Annotated in this window: 11 protein-coding genes; 6 read left to right on the forward strand and 5 right to left on the reverse strand. The window is 73.6% G+C overall.

The features are described from left to right. The first annotated feature begins 118 nt into the window (after positions 1-118). From ACIOGZ_RS19410 to ACIOGZ_RS19420, 3 genes are all read left to right on the forward strand, one after another. A complete protein-coding gene (locus ACIOGZ_RS19410) occupies positions 119-853 on the forward strand; it encodes a hypothetical protein (RefSeq protein ID WP_363627973.1) in 735 nt (244 codons plus the stop codon). A 106-nt stretch (positions 854-959) separates the two neighbouring features. Continuing rightward, on the forward strand, positions 960-2,978 hold the full coding sequence (locus ACIOGZ_RS19415; protein WP_363580330.1) for a flotillin family protein: 2,019 nt from the start codon (positions 960-962) through the stop codon (positions 2,976-2,978). 66 nt (positions 2,979-3,044) lie between these two features. Continuing rightward, positions 3,045-7,982 carry a DNA repair ATPase gene (locus ACIOGZ_RS19420; protein ID WP_400986550.1) on the forward strand — a complete coding sequence of 1,646 codons (4,938 nt, stop codon included), beginning with the start codon at positions 3,045-3,047 and terminating at the stop codon, positions 7,980-7,982. A gap of 74 nt (positions 7,983-8,056) precedes the next feature. Here ACIOGZ_RS19420 and ACIOGZ_RS19425 read toward each other — a convergent pair whose 3' ends face one another. The 3 genes from ACIOGZ_RS19425 to ACIOGZ_RS19435 form a co-directional block, all read right to left on the reverse strand. Then, positions 8,057-9,172, reverse strand: coding sequence for a hypothetical protein (locus tag ACIOGZ_RS19425; RefSeq protein WP_400807385.1), 1,116 nt, complete (start codon positions 9,170-9,172; stop codon positions 8,057-8,059). A 361-nt stretch (positions 9,173-9,533) separates the two neighbouring features. Continuing rightward, positions 9,534-11,336, reverse strand: coding sequence for an FAD-dependent oxidoreductase (locus ACIOGZ_RS19430; RefSeq protein ID WP_400986552.1), 1,803 nt, complete (start codon positions 11,334-11,336; stop codon positions 9,534-9,536). A gap of 108 nt (positions 11,337-11,444) precedes the next feature. Further along, positions 11,445-12,374, reverse strand: coding sequence for a diiron oxygenase (locus ACIOGZ_RS19435; protein WP_363618774.1), 930 nt, complete (start codon positions 12,372-12,374; stop codon positions 11,445-11,447). Positions 12,375-12,570: 196 nt separating this feature from the next. Here ACIOGZ_RS19435 and ACIOGZ_RS19440 point away from each other — a divergent pair, with 196 nt between their 5' ends. After that, the gene (locus ACIOGZ_RS19440; protein WP_400986553.1) at positions 12,571-13,266 is read left to right on the forward strand and encodes a tyrosine-protein phosphatase; all 696 of its coding nucleotides are present in this window, start codon (positions 12,571-12,573) and stop codon (positions 13,264-13,266) included. 85 nt (positions 13,267-13,351) lie between these two features. Here the strand turns inward: ACIOGZ_RS19440 and ACIOGZ_RS19445 are convergent, their stop codons facing one another. Continuing rightward, positions 13,352-14,404, reverse strand: a complete 1,053-nt coding sequence (locus ACIOGZ_RS19445; RefSeq protein ID WP_400986554.1) for an alpha/beta hydrolase — start codon at positions 14,402-14,404, stop codon at positions 13,352-13,354. Between the two features lie 471 nt (positions 14,405-14,875). Beyond that, entirely contained in the window at positions 14,876-15,937 is a 1,062-nt protein-coding gene (locus ACIOGZ_RS19450; RefSeq protein WP_363580316.1) for an RNA ligase family protein, read from the reverse strand. Positions 15,938-16,520: 583 nt separating this feature from the next. Here ACIOGZ_RS19450 and ACIOGZ_RS19455 point away from each other — a divergent pair. Beyond that, positions 16,521-17,702: an alpha/beta hydrolase family protein gene (locus tag ACIOGZ_RS19455; RefSeq protein ID WP_400986556.1), complete on the forward strand. Its 1,182-nt coding sequence runs from the start codon at positions 16,521-16,523 to the stop codon at positions 17,700-17,702. Between the two features lie 194 nt (positions 17,703-17,896). Continuing rightward, positions 17,897-18,187, forward strand: coding sequence for a hypothetical protein (locus ACIOGZ_RS19460; RefSeq protein ID WP_400986558.1), 291 nt, complete (start codon positions 17,897-17,899; stop codon positions 18,185-18,187). Positions 18,188-18,333 lie beyond the last annotated feature (146 nt).

Below are 18,333 nucleotides of genomic sequence, written 5' to 3' on the forward strand. Positions count from 1 at the left end.
TGTCAAAGGGCCGTAAAGATTGCCGGATCCTGGCAATGTGCGAACGACCCCTCCGCTGTCACGATCTCCATGGCGCCGAGGTGCGGTGCCGTGGGAACAGCGGGGGAGCGTGGCCGGGATGGGGGGATTCGTCGCGGCCGCGCTGGCTTTTCCGACGGCGCTCTTCAGCTTCGCGCTGGTGGTGGTGGTCGGGTACTGGCTGCTGATGCTGGTCGGCGGCCTGGGGTTCGACGCCCTGCACGGGGGACACGGCGTCGGGCATGCCGGTCACGTCGGCCACGCCGGTCACGCGGGCGACCTGGGCCACGGTGCCGGGGGGCACGCGACCCACGGGGGGCACGGGGGACACGAGGCCCAAGACGGGCACGGCGCCGACGGCGGGGGCGCCCACCACCACGGAGGCGTGCTGGGCGCGCTGGGGCTGGGCGGGGTGCCCGTGACGGTGGCGGTGTCGCTGCTGGTCGCGCTCGCCTGGTTCGTCAGCCTGGCCGGCACCGTCCTCACCTCGGGGGCACCGGCGCGCGGCGGCGTGTTCGCCGTCGCGCTGGTCGCCTCCTGGGCGGGCACCCGACTGCTGGTCCGGCCGCTGTCCCGGCTGTTCCCCGAGGACCGTCCGGCGACCCGGGGGGACTTCGTCGGCCGCGTCTGCGTGATCCGCACCGGCCGGGTGACGGCCGACTTCGGGCAGGCGGAGGTCACCGCCGAGGACGGCTCCACCGCGACCGTCCAGGTCCGCACGCTCACCGAGGAGCCCGGGCTGGCGGCCGGCCGCACCGCCCTGATCTTCGACTACGACGCCGACGGCGAGCACTTCCTGGTGGCGCCGTTCGACCCGGCGCTACCGGGCGGCTGACTCCCCCGGGCGTCCCCTTACCCCCTTTCACCCCCTTTGTCTCGATCGTTCCGCTTTCGTCCGCTCGACTTCGCACCATCTCGTCATCTCGTCAAAGGACTCCGTGATGGACACCATCGCCGTGGGTTTCGGCATTCTCGTCGCCGTCGTACTGCTCATCGTGCTCGCCATGCTGCTGTTCGTGGGCCGCTTGTTCCAGAAGGTCGAGCAGGGCAAGGCGCTGATCGTCTCCCGCACCAAGAAGGTGGACGTCACCTTCACCGGCGCGATCGTCCTCCCGGTGCTGCACAAGGCCGAGTTGATGGACATCTCGGTGAAGACGGTGGAGATCCACCGCGCCGGCCGGGACGGGCTGATCTGCCGGGACAACATCCGGGCGGACATCCGGATCTCCTTCTTCGTGCGGGTGAACAAGACCGTCGAGGACGTCATCAAGGTCGCGCAGGCCATCGGCACCGCCCGCGCCAGCGACCCGTCCGCGATCCAGGAGTTCTTCGCGGCCAAGTTCGCCGAGGCGCTGAAGACCGTCGGCAAGCAGCTCGACTTCACCGACCTCTACACGCACCGGCACGAGTTCCGGGACCAGATCATCGCGGTCATCGGCACCGACCTCAACGGCTACACCCTTGAGGACGCGGCCATCGACCACCTCGAACAGACCCCGATGAACCAGCTGGACTCCGACAACATCCTCGACGCCCAGGGCATCCGCAAGATCACCGAGCTGACGGCGATCGAGCACGTGCGCACCAACGAGTACCAGCGCACCGAGGAGAAGGAGATCACCCGGCAGAACGTGGACGCCCGGGAGGCCGTCCTCGAACTCCAGCGCCGCCAGGCCGACGCCGAGATCCGCCAGCGCCGCGAGATCGAGACCCTGCGGGCCACGGAGGACGCGGTGATCGCCCGGGTCCAGGAGGAGGAGCGGCTGAACGCCCAGACCGCCTTCCTCCGGACCGAGGAACTGCTCGGCGTGCAGCGCGAGAACCAGGCCCGCGAGGTCGCGGTGGCCCAGAAGAACCGCGAGCGGGTGATCGCGGTGGAGAACGAGCGGATCGAGAAGGACCGCCTGCTGGAGGTCATCGGCCGCGACCGGGAGACCGAACTCGCCACCATGGCCAAGCAGAAGGAGGTCGAGTCCCGCCGGCGGGAGGTCGCCGACGTGGTCCGCGAGCGGGTGGCGGTGGAGCGGACCGTCGCCGAGCAGGAGGAGGCCGTCAAGACGCTGCGCGCCACCGAGGACGCCGAGCGCACCCGCCGCGCGGTGATCATCCAGGCCGAGGCGCAGGCGCAGGAGAAGCTCGTCAAGGACATCAAGGCCGCCGAGGCCGCCGAGCAGGCCGCCTCGCACAAGGCCCGCGAGTCGCTGGTGCTGGCCGAGGCCCGCCAGCAGGCCGCCGAACTGGACGCCACCGCCAAGATCCGGATGGCCGAGGGCATCCGGGCGGAGGCCGCCGCCGAGGGGCTGGCCCAGGTGCAGGTGCGCGAGCAGGAGGCCGCGGCGGTGGAGAAGGTCGGCCGCGCCGAGGCCGCCGTCCAGGCCGAGAAGGCGAAGGCCGCCGCGCTGGAGATCGGCGCCAAGCTGAAGGCCGAGGCCGAGGGCCTCACCGAGAAGGCCGCGGCGATGGCGAAGCTGGACGAGGCCTCGCGCGGGCACGAGGAGTACCGGCTGCGGCTGGCCGCCGAGAAGGACGTCCGGCTGGCCGGGCTGGACACCCAGCGGCAGATCGCCGAGGCGCAGGCCGCGCTGGTCGCGGCCGGGCTGGAGAAGGCGAAGATCGACATCGTCGGCGGGGACGGGGTGTTCTTCGACCGCCTGGTGCAGTCGGTGACGGCCGCCAAGAGCGTCGACGCCTTCGTCGGGCACTCGCAGACCGCCCAGGCCCTGGCCGGGCCCTGGCTCGACGGCAGTGCCAGCTTCACCGAGGACCTCACCCGGGTGCTGTCCTCGGTGTCCACGGCGGACGTGCAGAACCTGACGGTGTCCGCGCTGCTGATGCGGATGATCGGCGCCGGAGGCGGCGAGCAGGCCGGGCAGTTGCGGCAACTGCTCACCTCAGCCCAGAAGTTGGGGATCGCCGAGACGTCGATCGGGGCGCTGGCGTCGGTCAACGGCTCCAAGTGAGCGCCTGAGTCGCCTGAGTACCCGATCTCCTGAGCAGTTGAGAAACCGAGTAGTTGAGGAACTGACGTGGTGGACGCCCTCGACGCCCGGCTCGACGCCGGCACCTACGAGGTCCTGCGCGGCCGACTCGCCCGGTCCGCCGCCGAACTCGCCGACCGCGCGCAGGCGTTGAACGCCCGCCGGGTCGAGGAGTTCGGCGGCGGGGAGCTGCGGCTGGTCGGCACCGGCCGGCTCACCACCGGCCGGGCCTGCCTCCCGCAGGACCTCACCGCCGCCGGCGGGCTGCTGCTGCTCGGCACCCGCCCGGGCAGCGCGCCCGACACCGCCGTCTCCGCTTCCACCGTCTCCGCTTCCACCGTCTCCGCCTCCGCCTCCGTTTCCGCCGGCGCCCCGTCCGAGGGATCCCCGGGCGCCGGGCCGCTCGGCGAGGTCCTGAGCGTCCACCACCCCGACCTCACCCCCGCCCCCACCGAGGGAACGCTGCTGGACGACCCGCGCCTGCGCCAGGACCTCGCCGACCTGCACCGCTACTTCCGCGACGCCCGACTGGAACGGCTGCGCCCCGTAGGCGGCCGCCTGCTCGCCGTCTTCCGCACCGGCCCCGCCGCCGCCGACGTCCGGGTGCTGCGCTGGCGCCCCGTCGACGACCTCGCCGACGACGGGCACCCCGCCTACCAGGACGGGCGCGGCGAACGCGACCACACCGCCGCCGACGGCCAGCAGCTCGCCTGGACCGCCCTCACCCGGGACGACCAGCTGCCCGCCGCCCCCGGCAGCCCACCGCGCGCCGACCTCGGCGGCGAACTCCGGCTCGGCATCGACGGCGGCCGGCTGACCGTCACCGCCCCCGACGGCCGCGAGCTGCACCACGAACCCCTCGCCGAGGCCCTGCAGACCCTCGCCGACGCCCAGATCGCCCACGCCCGGCTCGGCACCCTGCTGCTGGTGCGCGTGCGCCCGTACCAGGAGGAGACCGTCCGGCACCTGGTCTGCCACCTGCCCACCGGCCGGGTCACCCGGATCGACGCACTCGGCCAGGCCTGCCTGCGGCTGCCCGCCGACCAGGGCGTGGCCTTCCCCGGCGGCTGCCACCTCGCCGACGGCACCGTGCGCAGCTACGACCAGCCGGTGGACGGCCTGGCCTACGAGCGCACCCTCGTCTCGCCCAACGGCGAGGACGTGCTGTACGAGTTCCGCTCCCCCGCCGACGGCCGCGCCCTGCTCCAGCCGTACAACAGCGTCCGCCAGGAGGCCGCCGCCCCGCTGCCCTGCCAGGGCTACGCGCTGCTCGCCGACGGCACCCTGATCGCCCTCCGCCCGGCCGAGGACGGGCCCACCCGGCTGCACCCCGTCCAGCTGTGGCAGACCCCGTTCACCAGCGAGCGCCACGCGGCCGCGCAGCCGCCCGGCACCGGCCCGCTCGCCCGGATCGGCAACGCCGACCTCGTCCGCGGCCTCGCCGACTGCCTCTCCCTGGCCCGGCTCGCCGCCGCCGGCGCCGACACCCCGGCCGGCCACCAGGCCGTCCTCGCCGCCTGCACCCGCACCGCCGACCGGCACCACTGGCTGGGCCAGCCCGGCCTCGGCGACCTCGCCGCCCCGCTCGCCGAGATCCGCGACACCGCCCGGCAGGTCATCGCCGAGTACGAGGCCGTCGCCGAACTCACCGCGCACGCCGCCCGGCAGACCGAACAGGCCACCGAGCACGTCGAAGGCCTGCTGCGCACCGCCCGCGGCGAGACCCTCGCCGACGCCGCCGAATGGGTCGACCGGCTCGCCGGGCTGCGCCGCGCCCAGGGCCGGATCGAGGCGCTGCGCGACCTGCCGCGCGCCGACCCCGCCCGGATCGACGCGCTCGCCGCCCACCTCGCCGAGGGCCTGACCGAGGCCGCCGCCCGCGCCGTCGGACACCTCGCCGAACCCGAGGCCTTCGCCCCGCACCGCCGGCGCGCAGGCGAACTCGCCGACCGCTGCGCCGCCCTCGCCACCGCCGCCGAAGCCGAGCCGCTGGGTCTCCAGATCTCCGAGCAGAGTGAGGCGTTGCAGACCGTCTCGGAGCTCGTCGGCACCCTCGACCTGGCCGACGCCACCACCCGCACCGCCATCCTCGACCGGCTCGCCGACGTCCTCGGGCTGCTCAACCGCGCCCGCGCCGCCCTCACCGTCCGCCGCCGCGACCTGCGCACCCGCGAGGCCGCCGCCGAGTTCGCCGCCGAAACCGCCCTGCTCGCCCAGGCCACCACCGCCGCGCTCGCCGCCGCCGACACCCCCGAGGCCTGCGACGACCAGCTCGGCCGACTCCTGCTGCGGATCGAGCAGTTGGAGACCCGCTTCGCCGACGCCGACCCGGCACTGGGCGAACAACTCGCCGACCGGCGCACCGGAATCCACGACGCCCTCACCGCCCGCCGCCAGCACCTGCTGGAGGAACGGGCCCGCCGCGCCGACCGGATCGCCGCCTCCGCCGCACGCATCCTCGACACCCTGCACCGGCGGCTCACCGCCCTCGACACCGCGGCCGAGATCGACGCCGCCCTCGCCGCCGACCCGACCGCCGTCAAACTCCGCGACCTCGCCGCCCAGTTGACCTCACTCGGCGACCGGGTCCGGGCCGAGGAGCTGACCGGACGGCTGCGTGCCGCCCGCAGCCGCGCCCACCGGGCCCGGCGCGACCGCGCCGAACTCGCCGGCGACGGCCCCGGCACCCTGCGGCTGGGCCGCCACCTGTTCGCCGCCACCACCCAGCGACCCGAACTCACCCTCGTCCCCTGGCACGGCCGCCCCGCCTTCACCCTCACCGGCACCGACTACCGCTCCCCCGTCACCGACCCGGCGTTCGCCGCCACCGAGCGCTACTGGGGCCGACCGCTGCCCTCCGAGACCCCCGCGCTCTACCGGTCCGAATACCTCGCCGCCAGCCTGCTGCTGGCCGCCGAACCGGACGGGCTGGACGCCCTGCGCGACACCCTGCGCACCGAGGACGACCTGCTGGAGTTCGTCCGCCGCGCCGCCGAACAGCGCCCGGACGAGGGCTACCAGCGCGGCGTCCACGACCACGACGCGGCGCTACTGCTCCGCGCCCTGCTCGAACTCCATGCCGAGGCAGGCCTGTTGCGCCACCCGGCGGCCGCCCGGGCGGCCGCGCAGCTGTACTGGGCGCACGGCGCCGACGAGCGGCAGCGACTGGTCTGGCACACCCGGGCCCGCTCGCTCGCCCTCGCTCTCACCCTCGCCCGACAGGCCTTCGTCGCCGCACCGGACCCGACCGCGCCGGGCCCGACCGCTCCGGACCCGACAGCATCGGACCCGACCGCGCCGGACCCCACCGCGCCGGCCCCGGCCGCACCCGCGGCCCTGGCCGCGCTTTCCGTCCTGTCCGACGAACTGAGCTCCGCCGTCACGGAGTTCACCTCGTGCCCGCAGCCCGCCGGCCCGTACCTGGTGGCCGAACTCGCCGCCGCCACACCCACGTTCGCGTACGCGCCGGGGGCCGCCGCGCTGCTCGACAAGTTCCACGCCGCACCCGAATCCGCCGGCCTCACCGAAGCGCTGGCCGCACTGCCCGCCGAACCCGCCCTGCTGCCCGCCAGGCGCCAACTCGCCCAGGCCTGGCTGGAGTCGAGCGCCGCCGACGCCGACCCCGGCGACCTCGCCGAGGCCGCCGCCGCGCTCCTCTGCCCGTCCCTGCCACGCCGACCCGCCGAAGGCGCCGCCACCACCCGCCTCACCGGACTGCTCGGCGACCACCCCCGGCTCCCGGGCGGCGCGCTCGACCTTCGCCTCGACGAACTCCTGACCCGCGTCGCCGAGTTCGCCGCCACCGAGGCCCCCGGACACCGCGCCTACCAGCGGCTGCGCGCCGACCTGCTGGCCGCCGAGCACACCCGGCTACGACTCGACCAGTACCGGCCGGCCCCGCTCAACGGCTTCGTCCGCAACCAGCTCATCGACCAGGTCTACCTGCCGCTGGTCGGCGACAACCTCGCCAAACAGCTCGGCACCGCCGACGCCGGCGGACCGGTCGACCGCAGCGGCCTGCTGCTCCTGGTCTCCCCGCCCGGCTACGGCAAGACCACCCTCGTCGAGTACCTCGCCGAACGGCTCGGCCTGCTGCTGGTCACCGTCAGCGGCCCCGCGCTCGGCCACCGGGTCACCTCCCTCGACCCCGCCGAGGCCCCCGACGCCACCTCCCGCCGCGAGATCGAGAAGCTCAACTTCGCCCTGCACGCGGGCGACAACGTGCTGCTCTACCTCGACGACGTCCAGCACACCTCGCCCGAGCTCCTCCAGCGCTTCATCCCGCTCTGCGACGCCCAGCGCCGGATCGACGGGGTGTGGGACGGCGAGGCCCGCGAGTGGGACCTGCGCGGCAAGCGCTTCGCCGTCGTCATGGCCGCCAACCCGTACACCGAGTCCGGCCGCCTCTTCCGGCTGCCCGACATGCTCGCCAACCGCGCCGACGTCTGGAACCTCGGCGACGTCATCGCCGGGCGCGAGGACCTCTTCGCGCTCAGCTTCGTCGAGAACGCGCTGCCCGCCAACCCGCACCTGGCCCCGCTCGCCACCGCCGACCGCGCCGACCTGGACACCCTGCTGGCCCGCGCCACCGGCACCCCGGGCGGCACCCTCGCGGGCGCCTGGCCCGCCGCCGAGGCCGAACGGATGACCGCCGTCCTCGCCGGACTGCTCCACCTGCGCGGCACCGTCCTCGCCGTCAACCGGGCCTACCTGGCCTCCGCCGCCCAGGACGACCGCACCCGCACCGAACCCCCGTTCCTCCTCCAGGGCTCCTACCGCAACATGGCCAAACTCGCCCAGCGCCTCGACCCGGCCCTCACCCGCCCCGAACTCGACGCCCTCCTCACCGACCACTACCGCGCCGAAGCCCAGCCCCTCGGCGCCGACGCCGAAGCACAACTGCTGAAGCTGGCCGAACTCCGAGGCGGCCTCACCCCCGCCCAGGCCACCCGCTGGGAGGAGCTCAAGCGCACGTGGCGGGGGTGACGCGCCCGGCGGCCGACCCGGATCCACCGGAGTCGGCCGCCAACGAGGACCGGCCGGCTACGAGGACCGGCCGGCTACGCCCGGCCGAGGACGTCGTCCACGAGCTCCAGCCACAGGTCGAGTTCAGGCGCCGCGAGCTTGAAGATGTGCTTCGATCCGCGCAGCCGCTCGTAGGAGGCGACCAGTTGGTGGGCGACCCGCTCGGTCTCGGCCGGTAGGACACCGTGGATCAGGTCGGTCCAGCGCGGCGCGTTCCTGCCGCCGTCGTAGAGCTTCTCCAGCGGAAGGGCCCGGCAGGCCGTCCAGGTCACCAGTTCGGGCGCGTACTCCAGCAGCTTGTAGCAGCCCGTGTTGTGGCGCCTTCGGATCCGGGCGATGGCCTTCTGCGTCTCGCGCCTGGCCTCCACCGCGACCTGGACGCTGGTCGCCCGCAGGTTCTCGTGCACGATGCTCCGGTAGGAGGCACCGGTGATGTCCGACCAGAGCGCGTCCAGGCCTTCAGGGGTGTGGAGTTGATGGCTCAGATAAGGGCGCGGCGCAGCCGAGAGCGCCGCGAGCGAACGGAACACGTCCGCGGGCGTGAATCCCACCGGGTGCGGCCCGGCCACGATGCCTCGCCGGGGGTCGAAGTAGCTCCCTTCCGCCTGGAACTCGGCCTGCACCGCAAGCAGGTGCGGACAGCGGGCGAGATTGTCCTGCGGCACGGCGGAGTTGACGTAGCGGTCGGTCTGGTCGCAGAACTCGCGGACCCGGTGGCGGCCGTCGCCGGTCACGACGATGACCGACAGGACGGCCTTGGCCAGGTCTGCGGGCGGCAGTTCGCGGGAGATGTGGGCGATCGTGACGAGTCGCTGGAACCCGTCGAAGCACTGCACCCCCGCCAACCCGAGCCGCCCCGTCCCGGCCACCCGGTCCGGTTCCCAGTGCAGGCTCTGCGCACCGAGGATGACGGGACCGACCAGCCCGAACTCCTCCGGCCGTTCGCGTAGCAGGGCCGCGAGGGCCTGGTTCCCCGGACTGTCCGCCAAGTAGCCGCGTCGGCTTCCGAGCACGACGGCCGCATCGGGCATGGCGGCCAGGCCCGCCAGCTCGGTCGCGCTGATCTGGGTGAACCACCGGTTGCCGAACGTCGCGGCATGAAGCGCCCTGAGGATGTGGCGGTCGGGAACCCAGCCGGTCTCTGCCGCCAACGAGAGTCCTCGCCAAGCACCGAACGGTGCGGCATTGTTGTCCATGGCCGGTTCAACGTCGTAGCGGCGACCAGGTTGCGGCGCAGGGCGCCCCCGTGCGGGAGAGTTTCGATCAAGCCGAACTGCGCCGGTTCGGCGTCCCGGCGGGCGAGGTGACTCAACCTCCGTTCCACGATGCACGCCGTCGGCGGGGGTCATTTTGCTCCCGGGAAAATATGTAGACCGGTCTACATTTGGCTGCTCGATGGAACCCGCGCACAGGAAGTCGGCCTGTCCGACTTCCTGTGCGCAACCCGTTCAGATTAAGTAGACCGACCGTCATATTCTTCCACTCCGCCCTCACGCCCCGCCGACTGTCCGCCTACCGCCGACGGGCAGCCGCCAGCAGGGCGGGGACGGTGGCGAGCTTGACGCGGGGGCGGCCCTCGGCCTCGCCCCGGGCGCGCTCCGCCCGCTCCACAGCACGCAGTCCCTTGAGCCCGACGGCGTCCGGGCGACGGTGGCGGATGAGGCGGTCGAAGTCCGTACGGCTCGCCGCCGGGGCGGCCAGCGCGTGGGCCGCCGCGTCGTCCAGGAGCGCGTCCACGGTCTCGCGGGCGCACGCCCGGTTGGCGCCGATCCCGCCGGACGGCCCGCGCTTGGCCCATCCCACCACGTACGTCCCGGGCAGCGGCCGCCCCGTCGCCGGGTCCACGACTCGCCCACCCCGGTGCGCGACCGTCGCCGTCCGCTCGTCGAAGGGCAGCCCGGGCACCGGTACGCCCCGGTGCCCTATGGAACGCACCACCAGGCCGGCCAGCAGCGTGTCCGTCTCCCCGGTCGGCTCGGCTGCCCGGCCGCCCACGAGGGTGGTCCGGGCGACGGTCAGGCCCGTCACCCGCCCGCCCCCGGTGGACGCGCCGGGCCCGCCGGGTTCACCGGGTTCACCGGGCGGGGTGAACGCGGTGAGCGCGGTCGGCGCGGACAGGAAGCGCAGCACGATCCGCCGGCCCGGCGCCGGCCCGGCACCTCCGTCGAACGGCACCAGCGGCAGCCCGGCGAGCAGTGCAGCCCTCGCGTCCGACGCGGTCGGCGCAGCGGCCGTTCCGGCGGTCGGCGCAGCGGTGGTCCCGTCGGCCGTCCCGTCGTCCGGCGCGGCGATCGTCCTGGTGGCCGCCTCGATCGCCGCCCGCACCTCCGGGTGGTCCTCGACCACCACCTCGACGCCCGGCAGTTGCCGCAGCGCCAGGAACTCCGCCTTGGTCCAGGCCGCTTGGGCGGGCCCGCGCCGGGCGAGCAGCACGACTTCCCGCACCCGGCTGCGGCGCAGTGCGGCGAGGGCGTGGTCGGCGATGTCGGTGGTGGCGAGCCGGTCGGGGTCGGTGAGCAGGATGCGCGCGATGTCGACGGCGACGTTGCCGTTGCCGATGACGACCACCCGTTCGGCGCCGGGCCCGGACAGCTCCACCGCGTCGGCGGGCACGGTCGGTTGGGCGTTGTACCAGCCGACGAAGGTGGTCGCGGGAAGGCTGCCCGGAAGGTCCTCGCCGGGGATGCCGAGCCGCCGGTCGGCGGCCGCGCCGACGGCGTACACGACGGCGTGGTGGTGGGCGGCGAGTTCCTCGTGGGTGAGGTCGGTACCGATGTCCACGTTGAGGTGCATCCGCAGCCTGGGGTCGTGGAAGACGCCGGCGAAGCTGTCCGCGATGCGCTTGGTGGACTGGTGGTCGGGCGCGACCCCGTGCCGCAGCAGGCCGCCGGTGACGGGCAGCCGGTCGATCATGGTGATCTCGGCGCCGGTGCTGCGCAGCAGTTCCTGCGCGGTGTACCCGGCGGACGGGCCGGTGCCGACGATGGCGACGCGCAGCGTGCCGATCCCGTCGGGCAGGCTGCGCGGGAAGGTGGGCGCGCGCCAGGCGTGGTCGTTGGGGTGGTCGCGGTACCAGTCACGGTTGAGGTCGCCGAACACGGTGTCGGGCCCGCGCAGCCGGTCGACGGGGAACACCGCGTCCACGGGGCAGGCATCGGCGCAGGCGCCGCAGTCGATGCAGGCGGCCGGGTCGATGTACAGCATGTCGGTGGTGCCGAACTCCGGTTCGTCCGGGGTCGGGTGGATGCAGTTGACCGGGCAGACGGACACGCACGAGGCGTCGTTGCAGCAGGTCCGGGTGATCGCGTAGGCCATGGCCGGGGTGGGGTCCCTCGCTACAGGTGGTGAAGTGCGGGAGTCGGAGCCTTTGTTGACGTGTCGCGTTTGACGTGTCGCTTTGACGTGTCCGCCTTTGACGTGTCGTCAGAGCATGTGGATGCGCCGGTAGATGGCGGCCGAGCGGCTGGTGAGCAATCCGGTCTCGGCGAGGAACGCGATCAGGTGCCGGGAACTGGTGCGCATCATCGCCTTGCGGTGCTCGTTGGCCCGCACTTCGGCGATCGCCCGCTGGGTGTCGAGCCCGGCGGCCCGGTAGACCCCGGGGTGCACCATGCTGGAGACGATGACGTACGCGCCGACGGCGATGCCGGTGGCCGAGGTGCGGCGGCGGGCGGGGCCGGCGTGGCGCACCCGTTCGCGGATCTCCTGCCGGGCGAACTTCATGTGCCGCGACTCCTCGACGACGTGGATCCGGGAGGTGCCGCGGACGATGTCCAGGACGTTCTCGCCGCGCATCCAGTCACGCTGCATGACGTCGAGCACCTCTTCGGCCACCAGGATGCCGCCGTAGGCGAGTTCACCCTTCGCCAGGGCCTTGAACGCGCGCCCGGCCTGGGCGATGACCTTGTTCGGCCGGTACGCGGGGACGCCCATCTTCTCGCAGGCGCGGGCGAACATGATCGAGTGGCGGCACTCGTCGGCGATCTCGGTGAGCGCGAACTGGAACTCGGCGTTGGCGGGGTTCTTCAGGTACTGATCGCGCAGCACCATCTGCTGGAGGATCATCTCGAACCATATCCCGGTGTTCATGATCGAGCAGACCTCGTGCCGGGTGAGGGTGACCCGCTGGTGCTCGGTCATCTCGTCCCACAGCCGGGTGCCGTAGAGGGTGCTCCACTCCGGGTTGAGGCCGTAGTGGTCGGCTGGGAGCGGTGCGTCCCAGTCGATCTCGGTCGAGGGGTCGTAGGAGAGGGTCGCGGCGGACTCCAGCAGCCGCTTCGAGACGTCGTCGTCGGCCGCGGTGTGGCCGTGCGCACCCACCGCCCGCCCTGCCGCCGCGTTGGTGAGAGCCATGGCTGCCTCCAGATGCCTGCCCCTACGGGTGCCCGCTCACCCGCTTATTAGACGGACAGTACAATAAGAGCCCGCCGACGAGAACCCCCCGCGCAGCACCGGACGGGCGCACGACCACAACTCCCGCGTCCTTTCTCATCCATGGCCTCCCCCAGCCGCCCCCAGCCACCCCCTCCGCCCCCGGATACAGTGAGACGTGATCACCAACCAGCCCGAGGCGGGTCCGGAGCGCATCGCCCCCACCGGCGTACGGAACTTCCGCGACGCCGGCGGCGTCGGCTCCCTGCCGCGCGGCGTGCTGTACCGCTCCGCAGCCCTGCACAGCCTGCACGGCCTCGCGGCGGAGGGCGCGGACACGCTGCGGCGCCTCGGCCTACGGACGGTCGTCGACCTGCGCAGCGACCCGGAGGTGGCGGAGCGCCCGGATGCCGTCGACCTCGTCGACGCCCGGTACCTGCACGCACCGGTCTTCACCGAACGACGCTGGCCCGCCGACCAGTTGGAGCTGTACCCGCTGATGGCCGAGCGCGCCGGCGCGGCGGCGGTGGCCGTCCTGCGCCGACTGCTCGTCGGCGAGGGCGAGGCCGCGCCGGTCCTGGTCCACTGCGCCTCGGGCAAGGACCGCACGGGAGTCGTCGTCGCCGTCCTGCAGACGCTGCTGGGCGCCTCCGAGGCAGAGGTCCTCCAGGACTTCCTGCGCTCGAACGACGAACTGGGCCTGGCCAAACCGCCGCCGGCCAGGGCCGCGCACAACGCCCTGCCCGTACGCGAAGTGCATCTGCGGCGCGCGCTGCTGTCGATCCGGAGTCACCACGGATCGGTGGCGGAGTACCTCCTCGCGCACGGCGCGCAGGCGTCGGAGCTCGCCGAGGCACGGCGGATCCCGGCCTGAACGAGCAGCCGGGCAGGGGCCGTTGAGTCCTCCGAACGGGCCCCCGCCCGGTGCTGCGCCGAGCCGTACCGCCCCTGGTTGCGCGCTACGCGGCGCCCAGCGCCTGCCGCAGCGCCTCGGCCGCCTCCGCCGTCGCCTCCCGGAAGCGGCGGCCGATGCCGAGGTAGCTGGCGTAACCGTGGATGAGGTCCGGCTGGCGGCTCAGGCGCACCGTCACCCCGGCCGCTTTCAGCGCCTCGGCGTAGGCCTCGCCCTCGTCCCGCAGCGGGTCGAAGCCCGCGGTGCCGACGTACGTGGGCGGAAGCCCGGACAGGTCGGCGGCGAGCAGGGGCGACAGACGCGGATCGGTCCGGTCGGCCGGCGCGGGCGCGTAGCGGTCCAGGAACCAGTCCATGTCCGCGCTGGTCAGGAAGAACCCGTCGGTGAACAGGTCGCGCGAGGGCCGCCGGACGGAGGCGTCGACCGCCGGGTACAGCAGCAACTGGAACACCGGCGCCGGACCGCCCCGCCGCACCGCCGCCTGTGTGGTGACGGCCGCCAGGTTCCCGCCCGCGCTGTCGCCGCCGATCGCGATCCGCTCCGGATCCGCGCCCAGGTCCGCCGCCTTGGCGTACGCGAAGTCGAACGCGGCCAGCGCGTCGTCCGCAGCCGCCGGGAACGCGTGCTCGGGCGCGCGCCGGTACTCCACCGACAGCACCCGCACCTGCGCCCGCTGCGCCAGGAACCGCACCACGTGGTCGTGGCTGGCCCGACTGCCGACCACCCAGCCCCCGCCGTGCAGGTACACCAGCAGCCCGGAACCCGCCGCCAGCCCGCCCGGCGTGTACAACGTGGCCGCCAACTCGCCGTACTCCTGCGGGATTCCGACGCTCCGGACGGCTACCGGCTGGATCGTCGCCCCGCCCACCAGGTACCGCGCGTGCTCCATCGCCTCCCGCGACGGCCCGACCCCGGCGGGCAGCACCAGGGCGGCCTTCGACAGGCGCTGCAACTTGAGGATCAACTGTGCGTCCAGCGAGAGCACTTGACCGTCCCGCACCACCGGCGCGCCCGCGATCGCCCGCCGCAGCCCCTCCGGCAGCGCGTACGCGCCCCGGACGACGGCGGACTGGATCCGGACAGGGAAGGGAATCGCCATCTCTACTTGCCTCCTGGAGCCTCACCCGGAGCCCTCGACCGGGGGCTGGGGCCGGGAGCCCATGATGGGCCCGGCCCACCCCGGGCGGAAGCCCCTCTCGACGCCCCCTTAACCCACCCTCGACCACCGACGCCCTCTCCGGCAAGAAATATGTAGACCGGTCTACAGTTTCTCCATCGCCGCCACTTCCACCGCCTCCATCCGCGCAGGAAGTCGACCAGGACGACTTCCTGCGCGCGCACCACCCGGGCGGCGGCAAGGAATCAGTAGACCGGCCGACATATTCTTCTCGAACACCCCTCCCACCTCCACGACCCACCCACCCTTGCGCTGTCACCCTTCGGTCGGAGCCGGCGACGGGCCCTCCGCATGGACGGGCGACTTCCTTCAGGAATCCTTCCGCGCCCGACCGGCCTGACCAGCCCGACCGCTCAGCCCGTCAGCCCCTCGGCCTCTCGGACCCTCAGCCCGTCAGCCCGTCAGCCCGGCCCGGCTCGTCGGCGAGCGCCGGTCCTCGGCGTCGAACGCCGCCAGGGAGCGCGCTCCGGGCCCGAGGGCGGCTTCCAGCGCGCGCAGGACGTCACCGTCCAATCCCCCCACCGCCTCGGCGAGTTCCTCCGCCACGTCCCGGGTCAGCTCCGCCGCCACGACGTCCTCGGGCGCGCGCGGACCGAGCTTGCTGACGGCGGCGGCGGCGCGGGCGGGGGTGAGGAGTGCCGCGGCCTGGACCAGGAGCCAGGCGGGGACCCCGGCCGCGCCCTGCGGCGGCGGCAGGTACGGGCGGGCACCGTCGTAGCGCTCGTCCTCAGCGAAGGCCTGCTGCTTCACCTTCACCACCGGACGCGCGCCGCCCCCCTCGGAACCCGTCTCCCGCCAGGTGCCGGCGGGTTTGAGGACGTAGCCCTCGGCGAGGTTGTCGGCGAGTTCGGGGAGCCCGAGGAGCGCGGGGACCAGGGTGGGAAAGGCGGCCGGCAGTTCCTGGAGCACGGTGAGCGCACCGCGCCCGATCGAGGGGGCGCAGGCGAGTCCGGCGGTGCCCGCGGCGTCACGCAGAGCACGGTCGGAGATCCAGGACCGGCCCTCGGCGGTGTCGACGGTGGCGTCGAAGAGCAGCCACTCCAACCCCGGCGCGTACCAGACGCCGGTCTGTACGGGCTCGACTCCGGCGACGGCGGGCACATCGGGGTGCGGGTAGCACCCGCCGGCCAGTTCACCGTAAACAGTCACCACAGCGCCCCCACCTGCGCCCCCGCCCGCCGCCTCGCGCACCGCCGAGGCGAACCGGGCGGCCGCCACCGCCAGCGCCGGCCAGACCCGGCTGACGCCGAAGAAGCCGTCCAGCGCGTCCTCCCCCAGGAGCTCCCGCCGCTTGGCCGGACGGACCGCACCCCCCTCACAGACCACCGCGAAGTGCGCCCCGTGCACCTTCTCCACGGCAACCCACTCCCGGTTCCCGGACGCGGAGAGCCGCCCCCTCGCCGAGATCTTGGGGTACGGCCGCAACGCGGAGCCTTCGAACCTGGTGTCAGCCACACCCGAAATCATCGCCGCGAGCCCCACCCCCGGACAACGGAGTTTCACCTCCCCTCACAACCCCCGCTACGCGCAGCCCCAGCCATCACAGAGCGCCCGCGCCGGGACAATCCTTGGAGCAAACGGCAACGTCAGCAGACGAATGCCGCACAAGGTGGCAGATTGACCACGCCCTCCCTACCAGCACGGGAATGAGCCGCCCTGGCCGCGCTGGAACCGTTACCCGGGTAGACAGCGCCAACGTAAGGCGATCCAAGAAGTGCGGTAGCCACCATCGAAACCCGAGGGTCGCTGAGCCCGGGCGAGGTTCAGGGTTCGTGTGTCTACAGCGGCGAGGGGACCGCCAGCAGGCGCCCGGGGTCGGAGGCGCGGCCGATGCGAGCTCCGATGCGCCGCAGGACGGGTGGGGCCGGTGGGGCGTCCAACTCTGCGCAAAGATGGGCGATTTACGCAAGGGCGGGCAGGTGGAGGTGGGGGTGTCCGGGCGGGGGGCGTGGGCGGTGTGGCGGATGCGACCTGGGGTGGAGGGGGTTACGTCGCGGGCAGGACGCGGTGGGGGTGGGGGCGGGCCTAGCGTGGCGGTATGTCGACAACTTCTCGGTGGCGGACTGCTGTGCTGCTCGCCGCGCCTATTGCCGTCCTGGTTTCGCTGGCCGGTCCGCAGGCCGCGCTGGCGGCTTCCCCGACGGCCGGAACGCTCTCGTTGAGTGCGGCGACGGAGGTACCGCAGGTGCCCGCGCCGACGACGCGACGGGCGATCGGCGCCACGTCCGTCCACTTGGTGGACAAGGCCCGGCACGACCCCTGGCGGGCGGACGCCGCCAGCCGTGAACTGATGGCCACCCTCTGGTACCCGGCGCAGTCCGCGCGCGGGGAGCACGGGGAGCAACTGCCGTACATCTCGCCAGAGGTGTCGACCGGTCTGTTCGGCACCCCGGCTCTCAGCGAGGTGCGGACGGGGGTGAAGGCCCGTACGGTGCCCGCGCCCGGGCGGCACCCCGTGGTGGTGCTCTCCCCCGGTTACGGCTACAGCCGCACCTCGCTCACCGCCCTCGCCGAGGACCTCGCGGCCCGGGGCTACGTGGTGGCCGCGCTGGACCACACGTACGAGACGGTCGTGCAGTTCCCCGACGGGCGGGTGGAGACCTGCCTGATCTGCGATCAGGTGGACGACCAGCGGGCGGCCGAGGTCACCCGCAGTCGGGCGAAGGATATCAGTTTCCTGATCGACCAGCTGACCGCGCCCGGGCCGGGGCTGGTCCGCGGGTTGCAGGTCGACCGCTCCCGGATCGGCGCGGCCGGCCATTCGATCGGCGGCGCGAGCGCCATCGAGGCGATGAGCGAGGACCGGCGGATCCGCGCCGCCGCCAACCTGGACGGCGACTTCTTCGCCCCGCTGCCCGCCGACGGCCTCGCCCGCCCGGTGCTGCTGCTCGGCGCCCAGCGGCACGCCGGCAGGCCCGCGACGGCCAACTGGGACGAGACCTGGCAGCATCTGACCGGCTGGAAGCGCTGGCTGGACCTGCCGGAGGCCGGCCACCTGTCGTTCTGCGACATGCACTGGCTGGTGGACTCCCTCGGCGTCCGTGACCAGCTGCCGCCCGACACCACCCCGGAGCAGTACGGCACCATCAAGGGCGACCGCGCGCTCGCCGCCACCCGGGCGTACCTCGGCGCGTTCTTCGACCGGCACCTGCTCAACCGCCCGAGCCGACTGCTGGACGGGCCCTCGACGGCCTTCCCGGAGGTCCGCTTCGCCAAGTAGCAAGTGGCGATTAGCGAGTGGCAAATGGCGGGTGGCGGGTGGCGGGTGGCGGGTGGGCCGCAAACCGCGCGGCGGGCCGGGGCACCCGATCAGGTGATTCGGCCGCCGCAGGGCCGTGACCTGCGGCGAATCGGGGCAGTCCTCCGGCGCAGCCGCCATCCGCGGCGGTTCCCCGGACACTCTGGAGTGACGACATGCGACGGATCAGCAAGGCGCTCGGCGCGGTGGCCCTGGCCGCGGTGGTGGCAGTGGCGGTGCCCGGCTCGGCCCAGGCGGCCACCGGTCAGCTCCGGGTCGGCTTCAAGTCCTACAACAACCCCTCGGGTTGCTACGGCAGCGACATCTGGCCCCTCATCGTCGAGAACCGCACCGACAAGGCCGCCCAGGTCTACGACCAGCCGGGCTGCGCGGGGTCCGTCATCGCTGTAGTACCGCCCGGCGAGAGCGGGACGTTCGAATTCGGCGCGAGCGTGAAAATCGACTGACCCTTCCGGACGGCGACGAGGCCGGGGGGGGCCCCCGGGGGGGGGGGGGGGGGCCCCCCCCCCGGGGGGGGCCGCCCCCCCCCGCGGGGGGGCGCCCAGCCAGTGTGGGTGACAAGGGGGGGGGAGCGCGGGGGGAGGGCCGGGCA

Origin of the sequence: Kitasatospora sp. NPDC088160 (assembly GCF_044741445.1) — a bacterium.
GTDB lineage: Bacteria > Actinomycetota > Actinomycetes > Streptomycetales > Streptomycetaceae > Kitasatospora.

Excerpts from the sequence above, each read along its gene's own strand:
- ACIOGZ_RS19410 (WP_363627973.1), top strand. The coding sequence starts at position 119 with ATGGGGGGATTCGTCGCGGCCGCGCTGGCTTTTCCGACGGCGCTCTTC.
- ACIOGZ_RS19415 (WP_363580330.1), top strand. The coding sequence starts at position 960 with ATGGACACCATCGCCGTGGGTTTCGGCATTCTCGTCGCCGTCGTACTG.
- ACIOGZ_RS19430 (WP_400986552.1), bottom strand. The coding sequence starts at position 11,336 with ATGGCCTACGCGATCACCCGGACCTGCTGCAACGACGCCTCGTGCGTG.
- ACIOGZ_RS19435 (WP_363618774.1), bottom strand. The coding sequence starts at position 12,374 with ATGGCTCTCACCAACGCGGCGGCAGGGCGGGCGGTGGGTGCGCACGGC.
- ACIOGZ_RS19445 (WP_400986554.1), bottom strand. The coding sequence starts at position 14,404 with ATGGCGATTCCCTTCCCTGTCCGGATCCAGTCCGCCGTCGTCCGGGGC.
- ACIOGZ_RS19455 (WP_400986556.1), top strand. The coding sequence starts at position 16,521 with ATGTCGACAACTTCTCGGTGGCGGACTGCTGTGCTGCTCGCCGCGCCT.
- ACIOGZ_RS19460 (WP_400986558.1), top strand. The coding sequence starts at position 17,897 with ATGCGACGGATCAGCAAGGCGCTCGGCGCGGTGGCCCTGGCCGCGGTG.